9 protein-coding genes are annotated in these 15,316 nt (G+C 72.0%); 3 read left to right on the top strand and 6 right to left on the bottom strand.

Annotated features, from left to right (window positions below):
* Window positions 1-216 precede the first annotated feature (216 nt).
* Window positions 217-4,182, top strand: a complete 3,966-nt coding sequence (locus OG272_RS03360; RefSeq protein WP_405892495.1) for a DNA-binding protein — start codon at window positions 217-219, stop codon at window positions 4,180-4,182.
* A gap of 115 nt (window positions 4,183-4,297) precedes the next feature.
* On the opposite strand, the gene OG272_RS03355 is transcribed toward OG272_RS03360, so the two are convergent.
* A complete protein-coding gene (locus OG272_RS03355; protein WP_405892494.1) occupies window positions 4,298-5,398 on the bottom strand; it encodes an amidohydrolase family protein in 1,101 nt (366 codons plus the stop codon).
* 331 nt (window positions 5,399-5,729) lie between these two features.
* Window positions 5,730-9,257, bottom strand: a complete 3,528-nt coding sequence (locus OG272_RS03350) for an NB-ARC domain-containing protein (protein WP_405892492.1) — start codon at window positions 9,255-9,257, stop codon at window positions 5,730-5,732.
* A gap of 185 nt (window positions 9,258-9,442) precedes the next feature.
* Between OG272_RS03350 and OG272_RS03345 the strand changes: the two genes are divergently transcribed.
* A complete protein-coding gene (locus OG272_RS03345) occupies window positions 9,443-10,156 on the top strand; it encodes a GntR family transcriptional regulator (protein WP_405892490.1) in 714 nt (237 codons plus the stop codon).
* Window positions 10,157-10,192: 36 nt separating this feature from the next.
* Window positions 10,193-11,371, top strand: coding sequence for an NAD(P)/FAD-dependent oxidoreductase (locus tag OG272_RS03340; protein WP_405892488.1), 1,179 nt, complete (start codon window positions 10,193-10,195; stop codon window positions 11,369-11,371).
* Window positions 11,372-11,456: 85 nt separating this feature from the next.
* On the opposite strand, the gene OG272_RS03335 is transcribed toward OG272_RS03340, so the two are convergent.
* The 4 genes from OG272_RS03335 to OG272_RS03320 all read right to left on the bottom strand — a co-directional run bounded on the left by OG272_RS03335 (window position 11,457) and on the right by OG272_RS03320 (window position 15,159).
* The gene (locus tag OG272_RS03335) at window positions 11,457-11,666 is read right to left on the bottom strand and encodes a hypothetical protein (RefSeq protein WP_405892487.1); all 210 of its coding nucleotides are present in this window, start codon (window positions 11,664-11,666) and stop codon (window positions 11,457-11,459) included.
* A 117-nt stretch (window positions 11,667-11,783) separates the two neighbouring features.
* Window positions 11,784-11,915 carry a hypothetical protein gene (locus OG272_RS03330; protein ID WP_405892485.1) on the bottom strand — a complete coding sequence of 44 codons (132 nt, stop codon included), beginning with the start codon at window positions 11,913-11,915 and terminating at the stop codon, window positions 11,784-11,786.
* 16 nt (window positions 11,916-11,931) lie between these two features.
* Entirely contained in the window at window positions 11,932-13,572 is a 1,641-nt protein-coding gene (gene pgm / locus OG272_RS03325; protein ID WP_405892483.1) for a phosphoglucomutase (alpha-D-glucose-1,6-bisphosphate-dependent), read from the bottom strand.
* Window positions 13,573-13,947: 375 nt separating this feature from the next.
* Entirely contained in the window at window positions 13,948-15,159 is a 1,212-nt protein-coding gene (locus tag OG272_RS03320; protein WP_405892482.1) for a cytochrome P450, read from the bottom strand.
* Window positions 15,160-15,316: the final 157 nt, after the last annotated feature.

The following is a 15,316-nucleotide window of genomic DNA, read 5'->3' as shown; positions in this document are numbered from 1 at the left end:
TGTCCGGCCTTCGACCGGGCCGGCAACACCGAGTTCACCAGCCCGGTCGGTTGTTCGGCAGGCCCCCTTCGCCACACCGAACAAAACATAAGTGGCCGGTCAGCGACCGCGAACGCTTGCCAGGCGGCCGGGTGGGTTCCTAACGTGGCCGCACGCACGGGGAGTTGTCCGCGTGCCGGGCGCAGGGATCTGTGCCGGGGGACGGGGGACAATGCGGTGGGGCGTCGAGAGAGACCGGTCGACCCGAACGCGGGACCGGTACAGCGCTTCGCGTACGAGTTGCGGAAGCTGCGGCGCGAGGCGGACGGCATCACCTATCGGGAGATGGCGCGGCGCGCCCACTACTCGGTGACCTCGCTCTCCCAGGCGGCGGCCGGCGAGCAGCTCCCCTCGCTGGCGGTGACCCTGGGGTACGTCGGTGCCTGCGGCGGCGACCCGGTGGAGTGGGAGCGGCGCTGGCGCGCGGTGGAAGGGGAGATGGCCGTCCAGGTCCGCGAGGACGAGGACGCCGAGCCGCCCTACCAGGGCCTCGCCCGGTTCGAGCCGGAAGACCACGACCGGTTCTTCGGTCGCGGTGAACTCACCTCCGCTCTACGGCAGTCGGTCGCCGAACACCGCTTCACCGCCGTTTTCGGCCCGTCCGGCAGCGGCAAGTCCTCCCTGTTGCGTGCCGGGCTGATCCCGTCCCTGCGGCGCGACGGCGGCAACGGTGACAGCAACCACAGCAGGGACGGCGACGAAGGCCACGGCGGCAGCGGCGTCCAGCTGGCCGCCATCCGCGTCCTGGCCCCGGGGGAGCACCCTCTCACCACACACGCCGACGCGCTCCGGCCGCCCACGGACCTGCCCGGAACAGGGAGAGACATCCTCGTCGTGGTCGACCAGTTCGAGGAGGTTTTCACGCTCTGCCAAGACCAGGCCGAGCGCACCGCGTTCATCGACCTGCTGCTCACAGCCCACCGCCCGGACAGCGGGTTGAGGGTCGTCATCGCAGTACGCGCCGACTTCTACAGCCGCTGCGCCGAACACCGCGGCCTCGCCCGTGCTCTGCGCGACACCAGCGTGCTCGTGGGTCCCATGAGTCCGGCCGAGTTGCGCGAGGCTGTCGTCAAGCCTGCCCAGGCGACCGGCCTGATGGTCGAACGCTCGCTCACCGCCCGCCTGGTCCGCGAGGTGGAGGGCCGCCCCGGCGGCCTGCCGCTGCTGTCGCATGTCCTGCGAGAGACCTGGCGCAGGCGTCGGGGGCGGGCGCTGACCGAGGACGCGTACCAGGCGGCGGGCGGGCTCGACGGCGCCATCGCGCAGACCGCCGAGGACATCTATACCGGGCTCTCGCCCGCACAGGCCGAGCTGGCCCGGCTTCTGCTGCTCCGACTGATCGCGCCCGGCGAGGGCTCCCAGGACACCCGCCGCCCCGTTCCCCGCACCGAGCTCGACGTCGCCGCCCCCGACGATGTCGAACTCGTCCTCGACCGCCTGGCCCGCGCCCGCCTCCTCACTCTCGACGACGACACCGTCAGTCTTGCCCACGAGGCCCTGATCACCGCCTGGTCCCGGCTCGGCGCCTGGATCGACGAGGACCGCGAACGCCTGCGCGCCCACCGTCACCTCACCGAGGCCGCCCGTGCCTGGGACGACCTCGGCCGCGACCCGGGCGCGCTGTACCGGGGCGCCCGCCTGGCCGCCGCCGGGGAGCACTTCCGGGGCACCTCCGGGCGCTCTGCCGCGCTCACCTCCCTCGAAGACGCCTTCCTGACCGCCTCCCTCGCGGACCGCACCCGGGAGCGCCGCCGCCGTCACGTCCTCGTCAGCGCCCTGTCCTGCCTGCTGGTCCTGGCTCTGGTAGCCGGTGCCATCGCCTGGCAGCAGAGCAGTACCAGCGATCGCCGGCGAGTCGAGGCGGAGGCCGGCCGCCTCGCCGCCCTCGCCGCCACCCTGCGTCTGACCGATCCGGAGCAGGCGATGCGCCTCAGCATCGCCGCCTGGCGGCTCGCGAGGACCACGGAGACCCGGTCGGCTCTGCTCGGTTCCCTCGGGCAGAAGGAGCAGGACGTCTTCACCGTCCCCGCCGGCACCGGCGCCGAGAGCGCCGACGACCACCTGAGCGCCGACGGCCGGACAGTCCTGTCGATCACACCGGACCGTATCGACACCTGGGACGTACGCACCCACCGCCGCACCCGCACCCAGCCCGGCGTCGGCGGGAGTCCGGACGACCAGGCCGAGGAATGGATGGCGGTCAGCCAGGAAGGGCGCACGCTCGCCCTGTTGGACGAGGGAGCCGTACGGCTGTGGGATGTCCGCACGGCCCACGAGACCGGCAGGCTCGCCGTGGAGTCGCCCATGGACGCGCAGTTCGGGCCGGGCGGGCATGTTCTCGTTGTGGAGAGCTGGGGACCGGACCTCGACGGTCCGATGAACCTGCAGGCGTGGGACCTGCGGCAGCGGCGGCGGCTCCTGCGTCTCCCGATCGGGGAGTCCGAGACGGTTCAGGACACTGCCGTCAGCCCGGACGGCCGATGGCTGGCCGTCTGCACCGACGCACGGCCGCTGGAGATACGGAACCTCGGCGGTGGGGGCCGCAAGCTGCCGCTGCCCTGGCTGGACCGTGCGGGGAAGCGCGACTGCTTCGCGGGCGAGTTCGCCTTCACCCCGGACAGCCGCGGTATCGCGCTCATGAGCGACACCGGTATCCGTCTCTGGGACTTCGGTTCCGGCCGCGCCCTCGCTCAGCTCAAGGCCGAGGGCATCGAGGAGTTCCGGTTCAGCGCCGACGGCCGTTTCGTCGTGGCGTCCACCCCTGACGAGATCCTGCTGTGGCGGGTCGCGGCGCCCGGCGCCCCTGTGTTCCGCTACATCCTGGTCAACGAGACTCCGCAGGAACTCCGGCTGGACCTTGCCGAAGGCGTCATACGGTACATGTCGGGCAGTGGCGCGATCGTCCGGTCGCTGAGGCTCGGGAGCGCGGTGACCGACCGCTGGCAGAACCGGGAGACGGGCGGCGCGAAGTGGAGCGGCGACGGCCGGACGCTGGCCACCGTGGGCCGCACCGACGACCTGGCCGGGTATGAGCTGCTGGACGCGCACGGCAGCCTGGTGGCGAAGCTGCCGGGTGAGCCCTGCCCTCCGCCGGAGCCCGACCGGAGGGGTCCGGGCGAACAGACGCTTGAGGACGGGGCCTTGGAGGAAGAGGTCGAGACGTCCGTGCGCCGACTGCAGGCCGCGGCGGTGCGCCTGTACAACTGCTCCGACGGCATGGCGTTCAGCCCCGACGGCGGGTACTTCGCGTACGGCCGGATCCGGCGGGACCACGACTCGAGTTCCTCCGAACGCCAGTTGATCACTGTGTGGGACGTACGCGCCCGCCGCGTGCTCGCCACGGTCGACCTGGGCAAGGGCGGTACGCCCGTGCCGGACGGCGAAATGCCCCTCGGCGTCTCCGGATTCGCCCTCAGTGCCGATGGCCGCACCCTCGCCGTGTCCCGCGCCGCCGAGCGGGAGGTGCTCGAACTGTGGGACGTACGCGCGGGAAAGCGTCTGCGCACGCTGCCCGGCTTCGCGGGCGAGGAACTGGTCGTGCGCCCGGACGACGGGGTGGTCGTGTCGTGGCAGGACTCGGTCGCTGACCTGTCGTCCGGACAGGTGACGCAGCGCGTGCTGGGCGGGGACGATACGAACGCCCTGGCGTTCAGTCCGGACGGCGCCCGTCTGGCGGTGGGCGACGGGCTGGGCCGGGTCACGGTCTGGGACGGGGACCTCCGCGAACGCCTCGGCGTGCTGCCGGGTACGTACACCGAGTCCCGTCGCGCGGAGAACGAGGGAGTGGGCGCACTGGCCTTCTCGCCGGACGGCGAGACCCTGGCCGTCGCGGGTGACTTGGGCACGGTGCAGCTGTGGGACACCGACTCGCACCGGCTCCTCGGATCAGCACTGTCCACGCCGGGCGACATGATTCACTCGCTCGCGTTCGGCCCGGACGGCGGCACCCTGTACGGGGCGGGCGCGCACGTGCCGGTACAGGCGTACGACATCGACCCCGACCGGGTCGCCGCCCGCCTCTGCGCACGGGCGGGCTCCGGACTGTCCCCGGCGGACTGGCGGACATACCTGCCGGGGATCCCTTACCGGGCGACCTGTCCATCGGCACCGTCCGGCCGGTCGGACGGAACGGCGGACGGATAGAGCCACCCCACCTGCCGTCGGCGCCGCCGTGCCTCGCGGCCGACAGGTGGCGTCGCACCGCCGTGTTGCCGTGTTGCCGTGAATCCGACAGCGCCGTGCCGCGGACGTAGTCAAGCTAGGCGCGCCTCAGCGTCGGCATGAGGCGGAGCGCGTTGTCGCGGTTGATGCCGCGACGCTGGCGGTGGGTGAGGACGGGGTCGGTCTCGATGGCGGGCACCGTGAAGTCGGTGATGATGTCGGCGGAGGCGGCCGGCCAGTCGGTGCCGAAGAGGATCCGGTCTGCACCGGCGGTGGCGACCAGAGTGCCCGAGGGGGCCAGCGGGCCCGCCGTGTCGTAGTAGAAGCGGTGGAGGTAGTCCTGGACACGGGCAGCATCGAGCGGTGGGGTGCAGAAGTCGGCGAAGGCCTTCATGCGGGTGGCGATCTGAGGGAGGAATCCGCCGGCGTGTGGCAGAACGACTGACAGGTGCGGGTAGCGGTCGAGTGTCCTGGTGCGGATCAGGTTCACAGCGGCACGCGTGGAATCCAGCAGGAAATCGCACATGAAGTTCGGGATTCCGGGGACGGTGGGCACGCCGGGTGGTCCGCCCGGGAGGTCGAGCGGGTGGGTGATAAGGACTGCGGAGCGTTCGTCGAGTTCTGCGAGGAAGCGGTCGTACGAGGGATCGCCGAGGTAGACGCCGTCGTAGTTGGCTTTCACGCTGACTCCAACGGCACCGAGCTCGTCGAAGGCGCGTTGGAGAGCCCACGTGGTCACTTCGGGATGGTCCAGGACGGCAGGGGCGAGGATGGCGAAACGGTCCGGGTGTACGGCCACCAAGTCGGCCAGCGCCTCGAAGAGGACGGTGAGGCCTTCCCTGGCCTGCGCCGCGGAGCGGTACCGGTCCTGCATGGTCGGGTTGAGGACCGCGGTAGCGATTCCCACCCGGTTCATCAGCGCCAGAGTGGAGTCCAGATCCCAACGCGCCCACCACGGCAGCTCCTGCCGTCGCACCAAGCCCTCACGCTCGGCCCAGTCAACCCATGCCGGAGCGGTGAAATGGTGGTGGAGGTCAATCCTCGCCCGGCCGGCGTCATCACCCTTCTCCGAGCCTCGCAGCACGGCTTCCTCCCCGGCCAGAGCGCTGGCCCCGCCCGTTGCGGCGACGGTGGTCGCCACCGCCCCACCGGTGATCAGCAGACTGCGCCGACTCATGGCCTGCGTCGATTCCGACATTCGCGTATCCCATCCGTAGCGCCATCCGGTTTGCGGCACCACGATGGCCCGGTGGCGGGCCCGCGATCGCCACGGCGTGCCCTGTTCGAGGTCGATTACCCCGGACGGACGCGGTCCGGAGAGAGGGGCCTCGCCAGCTCCCGCCGTCGTCCGGCTTCAGGACGGAATGGTCCTCCAGGGGCCTCCACGGTCCTCCACGCTGCCCTGGTGGCCTTGCCTCCGCCGCCGTGATCGGACGCGGCGTCGCGTTGGCAACGCAGCGGCGGGCGGGGCATCCGCTGCGAACCGCTGACGGAAGGGTCAGGCGGGAGCGCACCCCGGCGGGGGTGTCTCAGGTGAGGAGTTGGAAGAGGTACAGGCCTCGTTCGCCCCCCACCGCGAGTTCGTGATCTGTCCCCCAGGCAGCCGAGAGCAGTGCTCCTTCGGTTCGCGCGACGGCCACGACGTCCTGTCCCGTGGCAGCCCAGATCCGCACCGTCCCGTCGACGCCGCAGGCGGCGAGCCAGCTGCTGTCCTGCGCGATCGCCACCGAATTCGCCCCGGTGGCGACGACGCGGGGGAAGGTCCAGCCGGTCGACCGGCCCTGCTGGTATCGCTCCCACACCCACACCCACCCGGCGCGGCAGACGGCGGCCAGCCAGGTGCCGTTCGGGGCGATCGCCACCGAGCGCAGCGAGTCGCGGGTGGGCACGGTGAGGGTGACCCTCCGGGCCCGGTAGGCCCAGTCCCAGATCTGCACCGTCCCGTCGTCGCCGGCGGCGGCCAGCGAGGTCCCCTCCCGGGCGACCGCCACCGAGGTCACCGGGCTGGTGGGGCCGGTAAGGGTGGTGGTGCAGGCTCCGGTGACCCGGTCCCAGATCCGCACGGTCCTGTCGTCGTCGCCGCTGGTGGCGAGCCAGGTCCCGTCCCGGGCGACCGCCATCGAGTTCACCCGGACAGTGGGGCCGTCGAGGGTGGCGGTGCAGGCTCCGGTGGCCCGGTCCCAGATCCGCACCGTCTCGTCGTCGCCGGCGGTGGCGAGCCAGCTGCCGTCCGGGGCGAACGCCACCGACGTCACCCGGGCGGCGGGGATGGTGAGGGTGGCCGTGCAGGTCTCGGAGGCCCGGTCCCAGATCCGCGCTTTCCCGTCGGCGCAGACGGCGGCCAGCCAGGTGCCGGCCGAGGCGAACACCACGGTCTTCGTCCGGGCGGTGTGGCCCGGGCGTGAGGACGTCGGAGTGATCGACGCGTGATCCCAGATCCGCACCGTTCCGCCGTCATGGGCGGTGGCGAGCCAGCTGCCGTCCGGGGCGATCGCCACCGAGTTCACCCCGTGGGTGTCGCCGTCGAGGGTGGCCGTGCAGGCTGCGGTCGCCCGGTCCCAGATCCGCACGGTCCTGTCGTCGCCGGCGGTGGCGAGCCAGGCGCCGTCCGGGGCGATCGCCACCGACGTCAGTGAGTAGTAGGTGGGCACGGTAAGGGTGACGGTGCATCCCCCGGTGGCCCGGTCCCAGATCCGTACCCGGCCGTCGTTGCCGGCGGCCGCCAGCCAGGTCCCGTCCCGGGCGACCGCCAGCCCGTTCACCGAGCCGCTGGGGCCGGTGAGAGCGGCTGTACAGGCCCCGGTGGCCCGGTCCCAGATCCGCACCGTCCTGTCGCCCCCGCTGCTGGTGGCGAGCCAGCTGCCGTCCGGGGCGATCGCCACCGGGCCGGTGGGGCCGTCCAGGGTGGCGGTACAGGTCCCGGTGGCCCGGTCCCAGATCCGTGCTCTCCCGTCTTCCCCGGCGGTGGCGAGCCAGGTGCCGTCCTGGGCGACGGCCACGGAGTTCACTGCGTTGGTGTGGCCGTTCAGGGTGGCTGTGCAGGTCCCGGTGGCTCGGTCCCAGATGCGCACTCTCCCGTCTTCCCCGGCGGTGGCGAGCCAGGTGCCGTCCTGGGCGACGGCCACGGAGTTCACTGCGTTGGTGTGGCCGTTCAGGGTGGCTGTGCAGGTCCCGGTGGCTCGGTCCCAGATGCGCACTCTCCCGTCCTCTCCGGCGGTGACGAGCCAGGTGCCGTCCGGCGCGAACACCACCGAGCACACCCGGCCGCTGTGGCCGGCGAGGGTGCGGAGCAACGCGGGTGAGGGGGCGTCGGGCAGGGGCCATCGCGTTGCCAGACAGGGGCGTTGGGCGGGATCACGCCGACGCGCGGTGACCGGGGGCTGCCAGAGCGGATGGGTGTCCAGGCGGGTGTGCAGGATGCCGGTGAGGACATGGGACGGGCGGGTGGGGGTGAGGAGGTGAGCGGTCTGGGCGAGGCTGCGGGCCAGGAGCCGGGTGTGCGGGGTGTCGATGCGGGCGAGGTCCGTCCAGGGCGCACCGGGTCCACGCTGCACGAGGCGGGCCTCCACCCAGCGCAGGTCACCCGCCACGGCCTCAGCCGACGCGGCGCGCCCGGCTGCGAGCAGGTGGTCGATGAGGTGGTCGAGGAGATAGCCGTCCTGGAGCTGCCACCAGGCGCGTTCGGGAGCGGGTGCGGTGGGGACGAGGGGCTGCGCCGGGGGCAGGGTGGCGGCGATCGCGTCGATCAGGCGGCCGTTGAGGCTTACCAGGCCGACAGGACCGAGATCACCGCGGAGGTAGTCGCGGATGACGTCGTGCAGACTGATGGTGCCACCGCGCCGCGGGTCGACGGTGCACAGGGACAGACGTTCCAGAGTCCGGCACAGTACGCGCGTCTCGTCGTCCGCCAGTCCGCCGCCCGCCTGCCACAACAGGGCGACGACGGATACGGGAACGGACTCGTCCTCGGCGAAGATGCCGAGCTCGGTGAAGCGGTCGGCGCCACCGGACGGCAACAGGGTCGTGGCGGCCTCGACCGATGCCTTGACGGCCTGATTGCGCAGGACGGGGTCGTCGAGGTCCCAGACGGCGTCGGGAGCGTCGACGGCGGCAGGCCCGATGCTGCGCAGCCGCTGGAGGGTCCGCGCGGCGGTGGCTGCGGGATCGGCCCCGGCGGCGCACTGTTCCGCGATCAGGCGATTCGTCAGGCGCAGCAGCAGAGCCCAGCGGCCGGTGGCGTTCAGCAGGGCGTCCACGAGGGCCGACGGCAGCGGGGGCAGGTCCCAGGTCAGTACGGCCTCGGCCTGGTCGTACGACATCTGGTCGACCTGGATGCGGACCGTGCCGGACGGCAGCAGGGAGGGGTTGCGCGTGGTGACCAGCCGGACACAGCGACGGCCCCCTGCCAGGAAGGGGGCGAGTTGCTCCGATTCCCACGCGTCGTCGAGAACGAGCAGGGTGCGGGGGCGCTGGTCGAGGAGCCTGCCCAGGTGGGCGCCGGCCAGGTTCGGGTCGTCGAACTCGGTGGTGTCGCCGGTGATGAACCGGGTGACCTCCGCGACCTTGGCCGCCACGGCCGCACGTCCGCGGACGTCCCGTCCGATGGTGACGTGGTAGATCCGGGAACGGAACCGCCACCGCACGCGCCTGCGGGCGCACACGGCGGTTGCGAGTGTGGTCTTTCCGAACCCTCCCGCTCCCCACAGGGAGGTGGTGATACCCACGGCGCGGCCGCCGCGGCACACGGCTGCCGCGGTGGCGCGGGTCTGGGCCCGGTCCACGAACCAGTCGGGAACGGTCACGGGCGGCGGGAGCGGCGGATCGTCCCGGCCCGCCGGTGGACGCACCTGCATCCACATCAGGACTCCGGCCGACAGGAAGGTCAGCGCTCCCAGCACACCGACCCACGGCCACGGATGTCGGCGAAGCTCATCCAGCACGCCGGGCCAACGCGCGGTGGATGTGGCGGCGTTCCCCGCCAGCGCGAGTAGCACCGCGAGCACCGCACTCGCCGCGGCCAGCGTCACCAGAACCGGTGTCCACACCCGCACCCGCACGCCCCAACCCCCCGGTCACGAGACCCTGCCCCGGAACACTAGCCACAGACCATCCGCACCAGCAGCAGAACGCCACAATCCCGCACAGGCACCACACTTGGGAATCGGTCACTCGATCCGCGCATTTCTGTTCCCGCGACGAAGGGGCTATTGACCGGTCAATTGGGTGATTGTACGGTCTAGGCATGGACGTGCCGCTCTACGTACAGATCAGGCGAGAGTTCGAAGCGAAGATCCGGGACGGGGGGCTGCCGCCCGGCTCGCGTCTGCCGAGCGAGATGGATATCTCCGCCGAGTACGGCGTCAGTCGTGCCACGGCCCAACGGGTCCTCAACGACCTGGCGGAAGCGGGACTGGTGATCCGCCGTCGGCGCCACGGAACGTTCGTCGCGGACGTGACGCGGCAGATCAACCTGCTCAACTTCGTCACTCCCTCGGCCGCCGCAAAGGGCTTACCGGGCAGACACGACGTCGTTTCCGCCCGGATCGTCAGGGCCGCCGACGCCGTCCTGCCCCTCCCCGGCGCCTCCGCCGACACGGCCGTGGTGGAACTGGTCCGCCGCAAGCTGAACGTACGCGAGGAGCCCCAGTCGGTCGAGCGGCACGTCGTGCTCTTCGCAGCCGCCCCCGACCTGCTGAACGAGAACCTCGAAGACCTCGTCACCCTCCCGTATCTGCAGCGCAGGGGAGTACCGATCGACGCGATCCGGCTCTACCTCGACCCGGTGACCCTCGACGAGCACGACGCCACGCTGCTGCACAGCGAGGCCGGAACGCCCGCGCTGATGAGGCGCAGGGAGTTGCGTGCCGACGACGGCAGCACCGTCGAGGTGGTCACGACCCTCGTCCGCCCGGGTACCGCCGAGTTCTTCCTGGAGCTTCCGGTCCCGGCCACGTGAGCAACGTGTCGCTTCCAGAAAGGGGACACGCAGACAATGAAGGTCATCATCATCGGTGCCGGCGTGCTCGGCGTGAGCGTCGCAAGGCAGCTTGCCCTCGCCGGCGAGAACGTTCTCCTGCTCGATCAGCGGGGAGCCGGCAGGGGAACGACCGCGACCACCTTCGCCTGGACCAACTCCAGCCGGAAGCCCGACCCGGACTACCACCGCCTGAACCTCGCGGGGATGGAGGAGCACGCCAGGCTCGCCGAGCAACTGCGCGGCGCACCGTCGTACTTCCCCAGCGGGGCGCTACAGTGGGCGGACGCCGCGAACGAGCGGCGGCTCGCCGACAACGTGGAACGACTCCGGGCCCTCGACTACCCCGCACACTGGGTCACCCCCGACGAAGCAACGCGGATCGCAGGCGGCCTCCGCGTCCCGGCGACCGTCACGGCCATCGCGCACTTCCCCAGCGAGGGATACGTGCTGCCGGACCTCTTCGTGAACAACCTGCTGGCGGACGCCGAGCGACACGGAGCCACGTACGCGATCGGCGAGGTCGTAGCCATCGACGACAGGCCTGACGGAGTGTCCGTCACCCTGGCCGGAGGCGAGGTCCGCACGGGTGATCGAGTCGTCCTGGCGGCAGGCCGCTGGACACAACGGCTCGCCGCGCGGGCCGGGATCGACGTTCCCATGGTGACGGACACCGGTCGCGGGGCGCAGACCGTCGGCCTGCTCGGATACGCCAGGTACCCGGAACTCGACCTGCGCTGTGTGATCCACAGCCCCGGCCTCAACCTCCGCCCCGAGGCCGGCGGGCATACCGTCCTGCAGGCGCTCGATCTGAACGCCGACGTCGATCCGGCAGATCCTCCGTCCGCGGACGGGGACATCGCGAGCACCCTCGCGCGGCGATTCTCCGCACTGCTGCCCGACCCGGGCCGGGCGGCGGAGATCGTCCCGCGCATCGACCTGCGCATCGGCTTCCGGTCACTGCCCGCGGACGGCCACACCGTCGCCGGCTACGCCTCCACGCGGTCCCGCGTCTACTGCCTCGTCTCGCACAGCGGGGTCACCCTGGCACCGATTCTGGGACGGCTGGTCGCGACCGAGATCACAACCGATAGGGAACAGGACCGCCTTGGGCCCTTCCGGCCCACACGATTCACCGGCGTACGGCGCTCGGACATCGAGGTGGATCAGCACGCCACCGGTCTGGGCGAGCAGTAGCCGACCGACCTCGCCGTCACCGAGAGACCTCGGGGTGGTCCTGCGCAGCGCAGCCAACGTGCGGGCGCGTCCGACGAAACCGAGGTCACGCCGAGCGGGCGGGGTCTGCTCGCTCGGCGTCGGGGCCTTCGAGGCGTACGACGTTCAGCGTCTCGGCGACCGCGCTCACGGCGGCGTCGTACTCCTGCCGCCGCGGGGTCTCCTCCGTGGTGCCGATGGCGCTCTGCCAGGCAGCCAACGCCTGGTGGGCGCCGTCGGTGCGGCTCAGATACGTGACGTACGCCGCCCGTCGCACCGCCCGCTGGTTCGCCAGCGTCTGTTCGGTGAGGGTGCGGCGGGCGACGTCGAGCTGGGCGGTGGCCTGGAGTTGGCCTGCGTCCCAGGCCGCGGCGGCCTGTTGCCGTCCGGCCTCTCACGCGGCGGCCGCCTGGCGCTCGCCCGCCGCCCAGGCGGCCGCGGCCTGGCGCTTGGCGGCGGCGAGCGTGAACACCCTCGTGAGAGCTCCGCCGCCGATCGCGGCCCCGGCGGCGATCAGTGCCGTCACCGCGGCCTCGTCCGCGTCAGGCGCCCAGCGCCGTCAGCACCACGGACCTGGCCTCCTCCTGGACCTGCCGCAGATGGTCCGGCCCGAGGAAGGACTCGCCGTAGATCTTGTAGACGTCCTCGGTGCCCGAAGGGCGGGCCGCGAACCAGGCGTTGGCGGTGGCGACCTTGATCCCGCCGAGGGCGGCGCCGTTGCCGGGGGCCTCGGTGAGCACCGTGGTGACCGGCTCGCCGGCGAGGGTGTCGGCGGTGACCTGGCGCGGGGACAGCTTGGCGAGCAGCGCCTTCTCCTCGCGGGAGGCCGGGGCGTCGACGCGCGCGTAGGCGGGGGTGCCGAAGCGGTCGGTGAGCTGGGCGTAGTGCTGCGACGGGGTCCTGCCCGTGACCGCCGTGATCTCGGACGCGAGCAGGGCCAGGGTGATGCCGTCCTTGTCGGTGGTCCACACCGAGCCGTCGCGGCGCAGGAAGGACGCGCCCGCCGACTCCTCACCGCCGAAGCCGAGGCTTCCGTCGGACAGGCCGTCCACGAACCACTTGAATCCGACCGGGACTTCGACCAGCTGCCGGCCGACGTCCGCGGCGACCCGGTCGATCATGGTGGACGACACCAGGGTCTTGCCGATCCCGGCGCCCGCGGGCCACTGCTCCCGGTGCGAGAAAAGGTACGAAATCGCCACGGCCAGATAGTGGTTGGGGTTCATCAGGCCCCCGTCCGGCGTGACGATGCCGTGCCGGTCGGCGTCGGCGTCGTTCCCGGTGGAGATGTCGAACCGGTCGCGCCGCTCGATGAGCGAGGCCATGGCGTACGGCGAGGAGCAGTCCATGCGGATCTTGCCGTCCCAGTCCAGCGTCATGAAGCGCCAGGTGGGGTCGGTGAGCGGATTGACCACCGTGAGGTCGAGCCGGTGCTGTTCGGCGATCCGGCCCCAGTAGGCGACGGAGGCGCCGCCCAGCGGATCGGCGCCGATGCGCACGCCGGCGGACCGGACCGCCTCCAGGTCCAGCACGTTCGGCAGGTCGGCCACATAGGTGCCGAGGAAGTCGTGGCGGCCGGTGCCGGGTGCTGCCAGCGCGCGGGTGTACGGGATGCGCCGTACGTCCTTCAGGCCGCCGGTGATGATCTCGTTGGCGCGGTCCTGGATCCAGGAGGTCGCCTCCGAACCGGCGGGGCCGCCGCTCGGCGGGTTGTACTTGAAGCCGCCGTCGGCGGGCGGGTTGTGCGAGGGGGTGACCACCACGCCGTCGGCGAGGCCGGACGTGCGGTTGCGGTTGTGGGTGAGGATGGCGTGCGAGACCGCCGGGGTGGGCGTGTAGCCGTCCGCCTGGTCGATCAGGACGGTCACGTCGTTGGCGGCGAACACCTCCAGTGCCGTGATCCGCGCGGGCTCCGACAGGGCGTGGGTGTCGGCGCCGAGGAAGAGGGGGCCGTCGGTGCCCTGGGCGGCGCGGTACTCGCAGATGGCCTGGCTGGTGGCCGCGATGTGGTCCTCGTTGAACGCCGCCGCGAGGGACGAACCGCGGTGTCCCGACGTCCCGAACGCCACCCGTTGCCCGGGCTCGGCCGGGTCGGGGTGCAGCGCGTAGTACGCCGTGACCAGACGGGCCACATCGATGAGGTCCTCGGGCCCGGCGACCTGCCCCGCTCGCGCGTCCTGCATTTCCCGGCTCCTCCGCTACGGTCGACCGTTGGGTACGGCCCTCATTCTCCCCTGCCCGGTCCGCCGTGACGCTCATAGGGCGGCCTTGACGGTGAGCGTCCGGCGGCCGCGAAGCCGCGGGCCGGCGGGCGGGAGGGCACCGATGCGTGTCGTGGAGGCCCAACGGCCGTCAGCCGCCGCGCTGTTGGACGCGTGCTGGGCTCTGACGCCGGGAATGCGTCGACCCATGCCTCCACCCACCTGTCCGCGTGGGATCCGGGCCGTTCGAGCGGTGCGGTCCGCCGCGCGGACGCCGGACGAGGGCGCGTGACCCGGCTCGGGCAGGGGGTGGGGTGGTCAGCGCGTGAGGAGCACTCCGGTCGCGCCGAAGTCGGGTCAGGCCGTCCGGTCCCACCGCACATGCAGGGTGGCGGGCTTGCGGAACACCAGGCCGTACGGGGCCGCGGGGCGGTCGGGGTCGAGGCGCAGGGCGGGGAGGCGTTCGAGCAGGTGGTGGAGGGCGATGCGGGTTTCCAGGCGGGCGAGGTGCGCGGCGAGGCAGTGGTGCGGGCCGTGTGCGAAGGCCAGTTGCAGACGCGCGTTCTCGCGGCGGACGTCGAACACGTCGGGGTCGGGGAAGACGGCCGGGTCGCGGTTGGCCCCGGTGAGGGAGACGGTGACGAGGTCACCACGGTGGATGGTGGCCGGGCCGAGGACGGTGTCACGGGTGGCGTAGCGGTCCACGACCGCCGCTCCCGGTTCGAGGCGCAGTGATTCCTCGATCGCGCCGTCCAGCAGGTCGGAGTCGGCCCGGACCAGGGCGAGTTGGTCGGGGTGCCGCAGCAGGTGCAGCAGGGCGTTGGTGATCATCGCCTCGGTGGTCTCGATGCCTCCGAACATCAGCACCGCGGCATTGGAGGCCACCTCGGGCACGGACAGCTGCCCGGCTGCCGAGACGAGGAGGGAAGAGGCGTTCCGGTCGGCCACGGTGGCTTCCACGGCGGTTCGCAGCCGCGCGTACGCCGCGACGCCCGCGGGGCCCGCCTCGTGGCCGGCGGTGATGTCCGAGACCGACTGCACGATGGAGTCGTACCAGGCGAGCACCGTGTCCCCGTCGGTGCCGACCAGCCCCAGTGCCTCGGTCACGACCGCGACGGCGAGGGGTCCGGCGAAGGCCCGTCGCAGTTCGACGGCGCCCGTCGGCTCCAGCGCGGTGACGAGCCGGTCGGTCTCCCGCTCGATGAACGCGGCGAAACCGTCACGCACGGCCCGTGGGCGGAAGGGGGAGTTGAAGGGCTCGCGGTGCCGGGTGTGCTGGTCGCCGTCGAGCGACAGCATGCTGGGGCCGACGACCCGCGCGGTCGAGAACCGGGAGTCGTCGACGGTGAAGGTCTCGGCGTCCCGCATCACGCTCAGGGCGAGATCACGACGGGTCACCAGCCAGCCGTCCAACTCGGGGACCCAGGACACCGGCTCCCGCGCACGGAGCAACGCCAGTCGCGGATGCGGGTCCCCGGCGAGTTCGGCGAGCGTGGTCGCGGCACCGAGCGGGCAGGATTCGGCGACCCTCAGGAGGTGCCTCGGGCCTGGCAGGGAGGAACTGTTCACCCACGTGAGGCTAACAACGCGCTCCGAAGGTGAGGAGGCGGCCGAACGCTGTGCGATGAAGCCGGTCGAGGCCGCGACGCGTGTACGCGGGGCGCGCGGCACGGGCGGCATGGATGTGCGGACCGGCTTCGCTGGTGTCGACGGCTGGACGGGGGAT

Origin of the sequence: Streptomyces sp. NBC_00104, assembly GCF_045160825.1 — a bacterium.
GTDB lineage: Bacteria > Actinomycetota > Actinomycetes > Streptomycetales > Streptomycetaceae > Streptomyces.
The sequence above is the reverse complement of the archived record's forward strand: the minus strand, read 5'-3'. Positions and strand labels throughout refer to the sequence as shown.

Excerpts from the sequence above, each read along its gene's own strand:
- OG272_RS03355 (WP_405892494.1), bottom strand. The coding sequence starts at position 5,398 with ATGTCGGAATCGACGCAGGCCATGAGTCGGCGCAGTCTGCTGATCACC.
- OG272_RS03345 (WP_405892490.1), top strand. The coding sequence starts at position 9,443 with ATGGACGTGCCGCTCTACGTACAGATCAGGCGAGAGTTCGAAGCGAAG.
- OG272_RS03340 (WP_405892488.1), top strand. The coding sequence starts at position 10,193 with ATGAAGGTCATCATCATCGGTGCCGGCGTGCTCGGCGTGAGCGTCGCA.
- pgm (WP_405892483.1), bottom strand. The coding sequence starts at position 13,572 with ATGCAGGACGCGCGAGCGGGGCAGGTCGCCGGGCCCGAGGACCTCATC.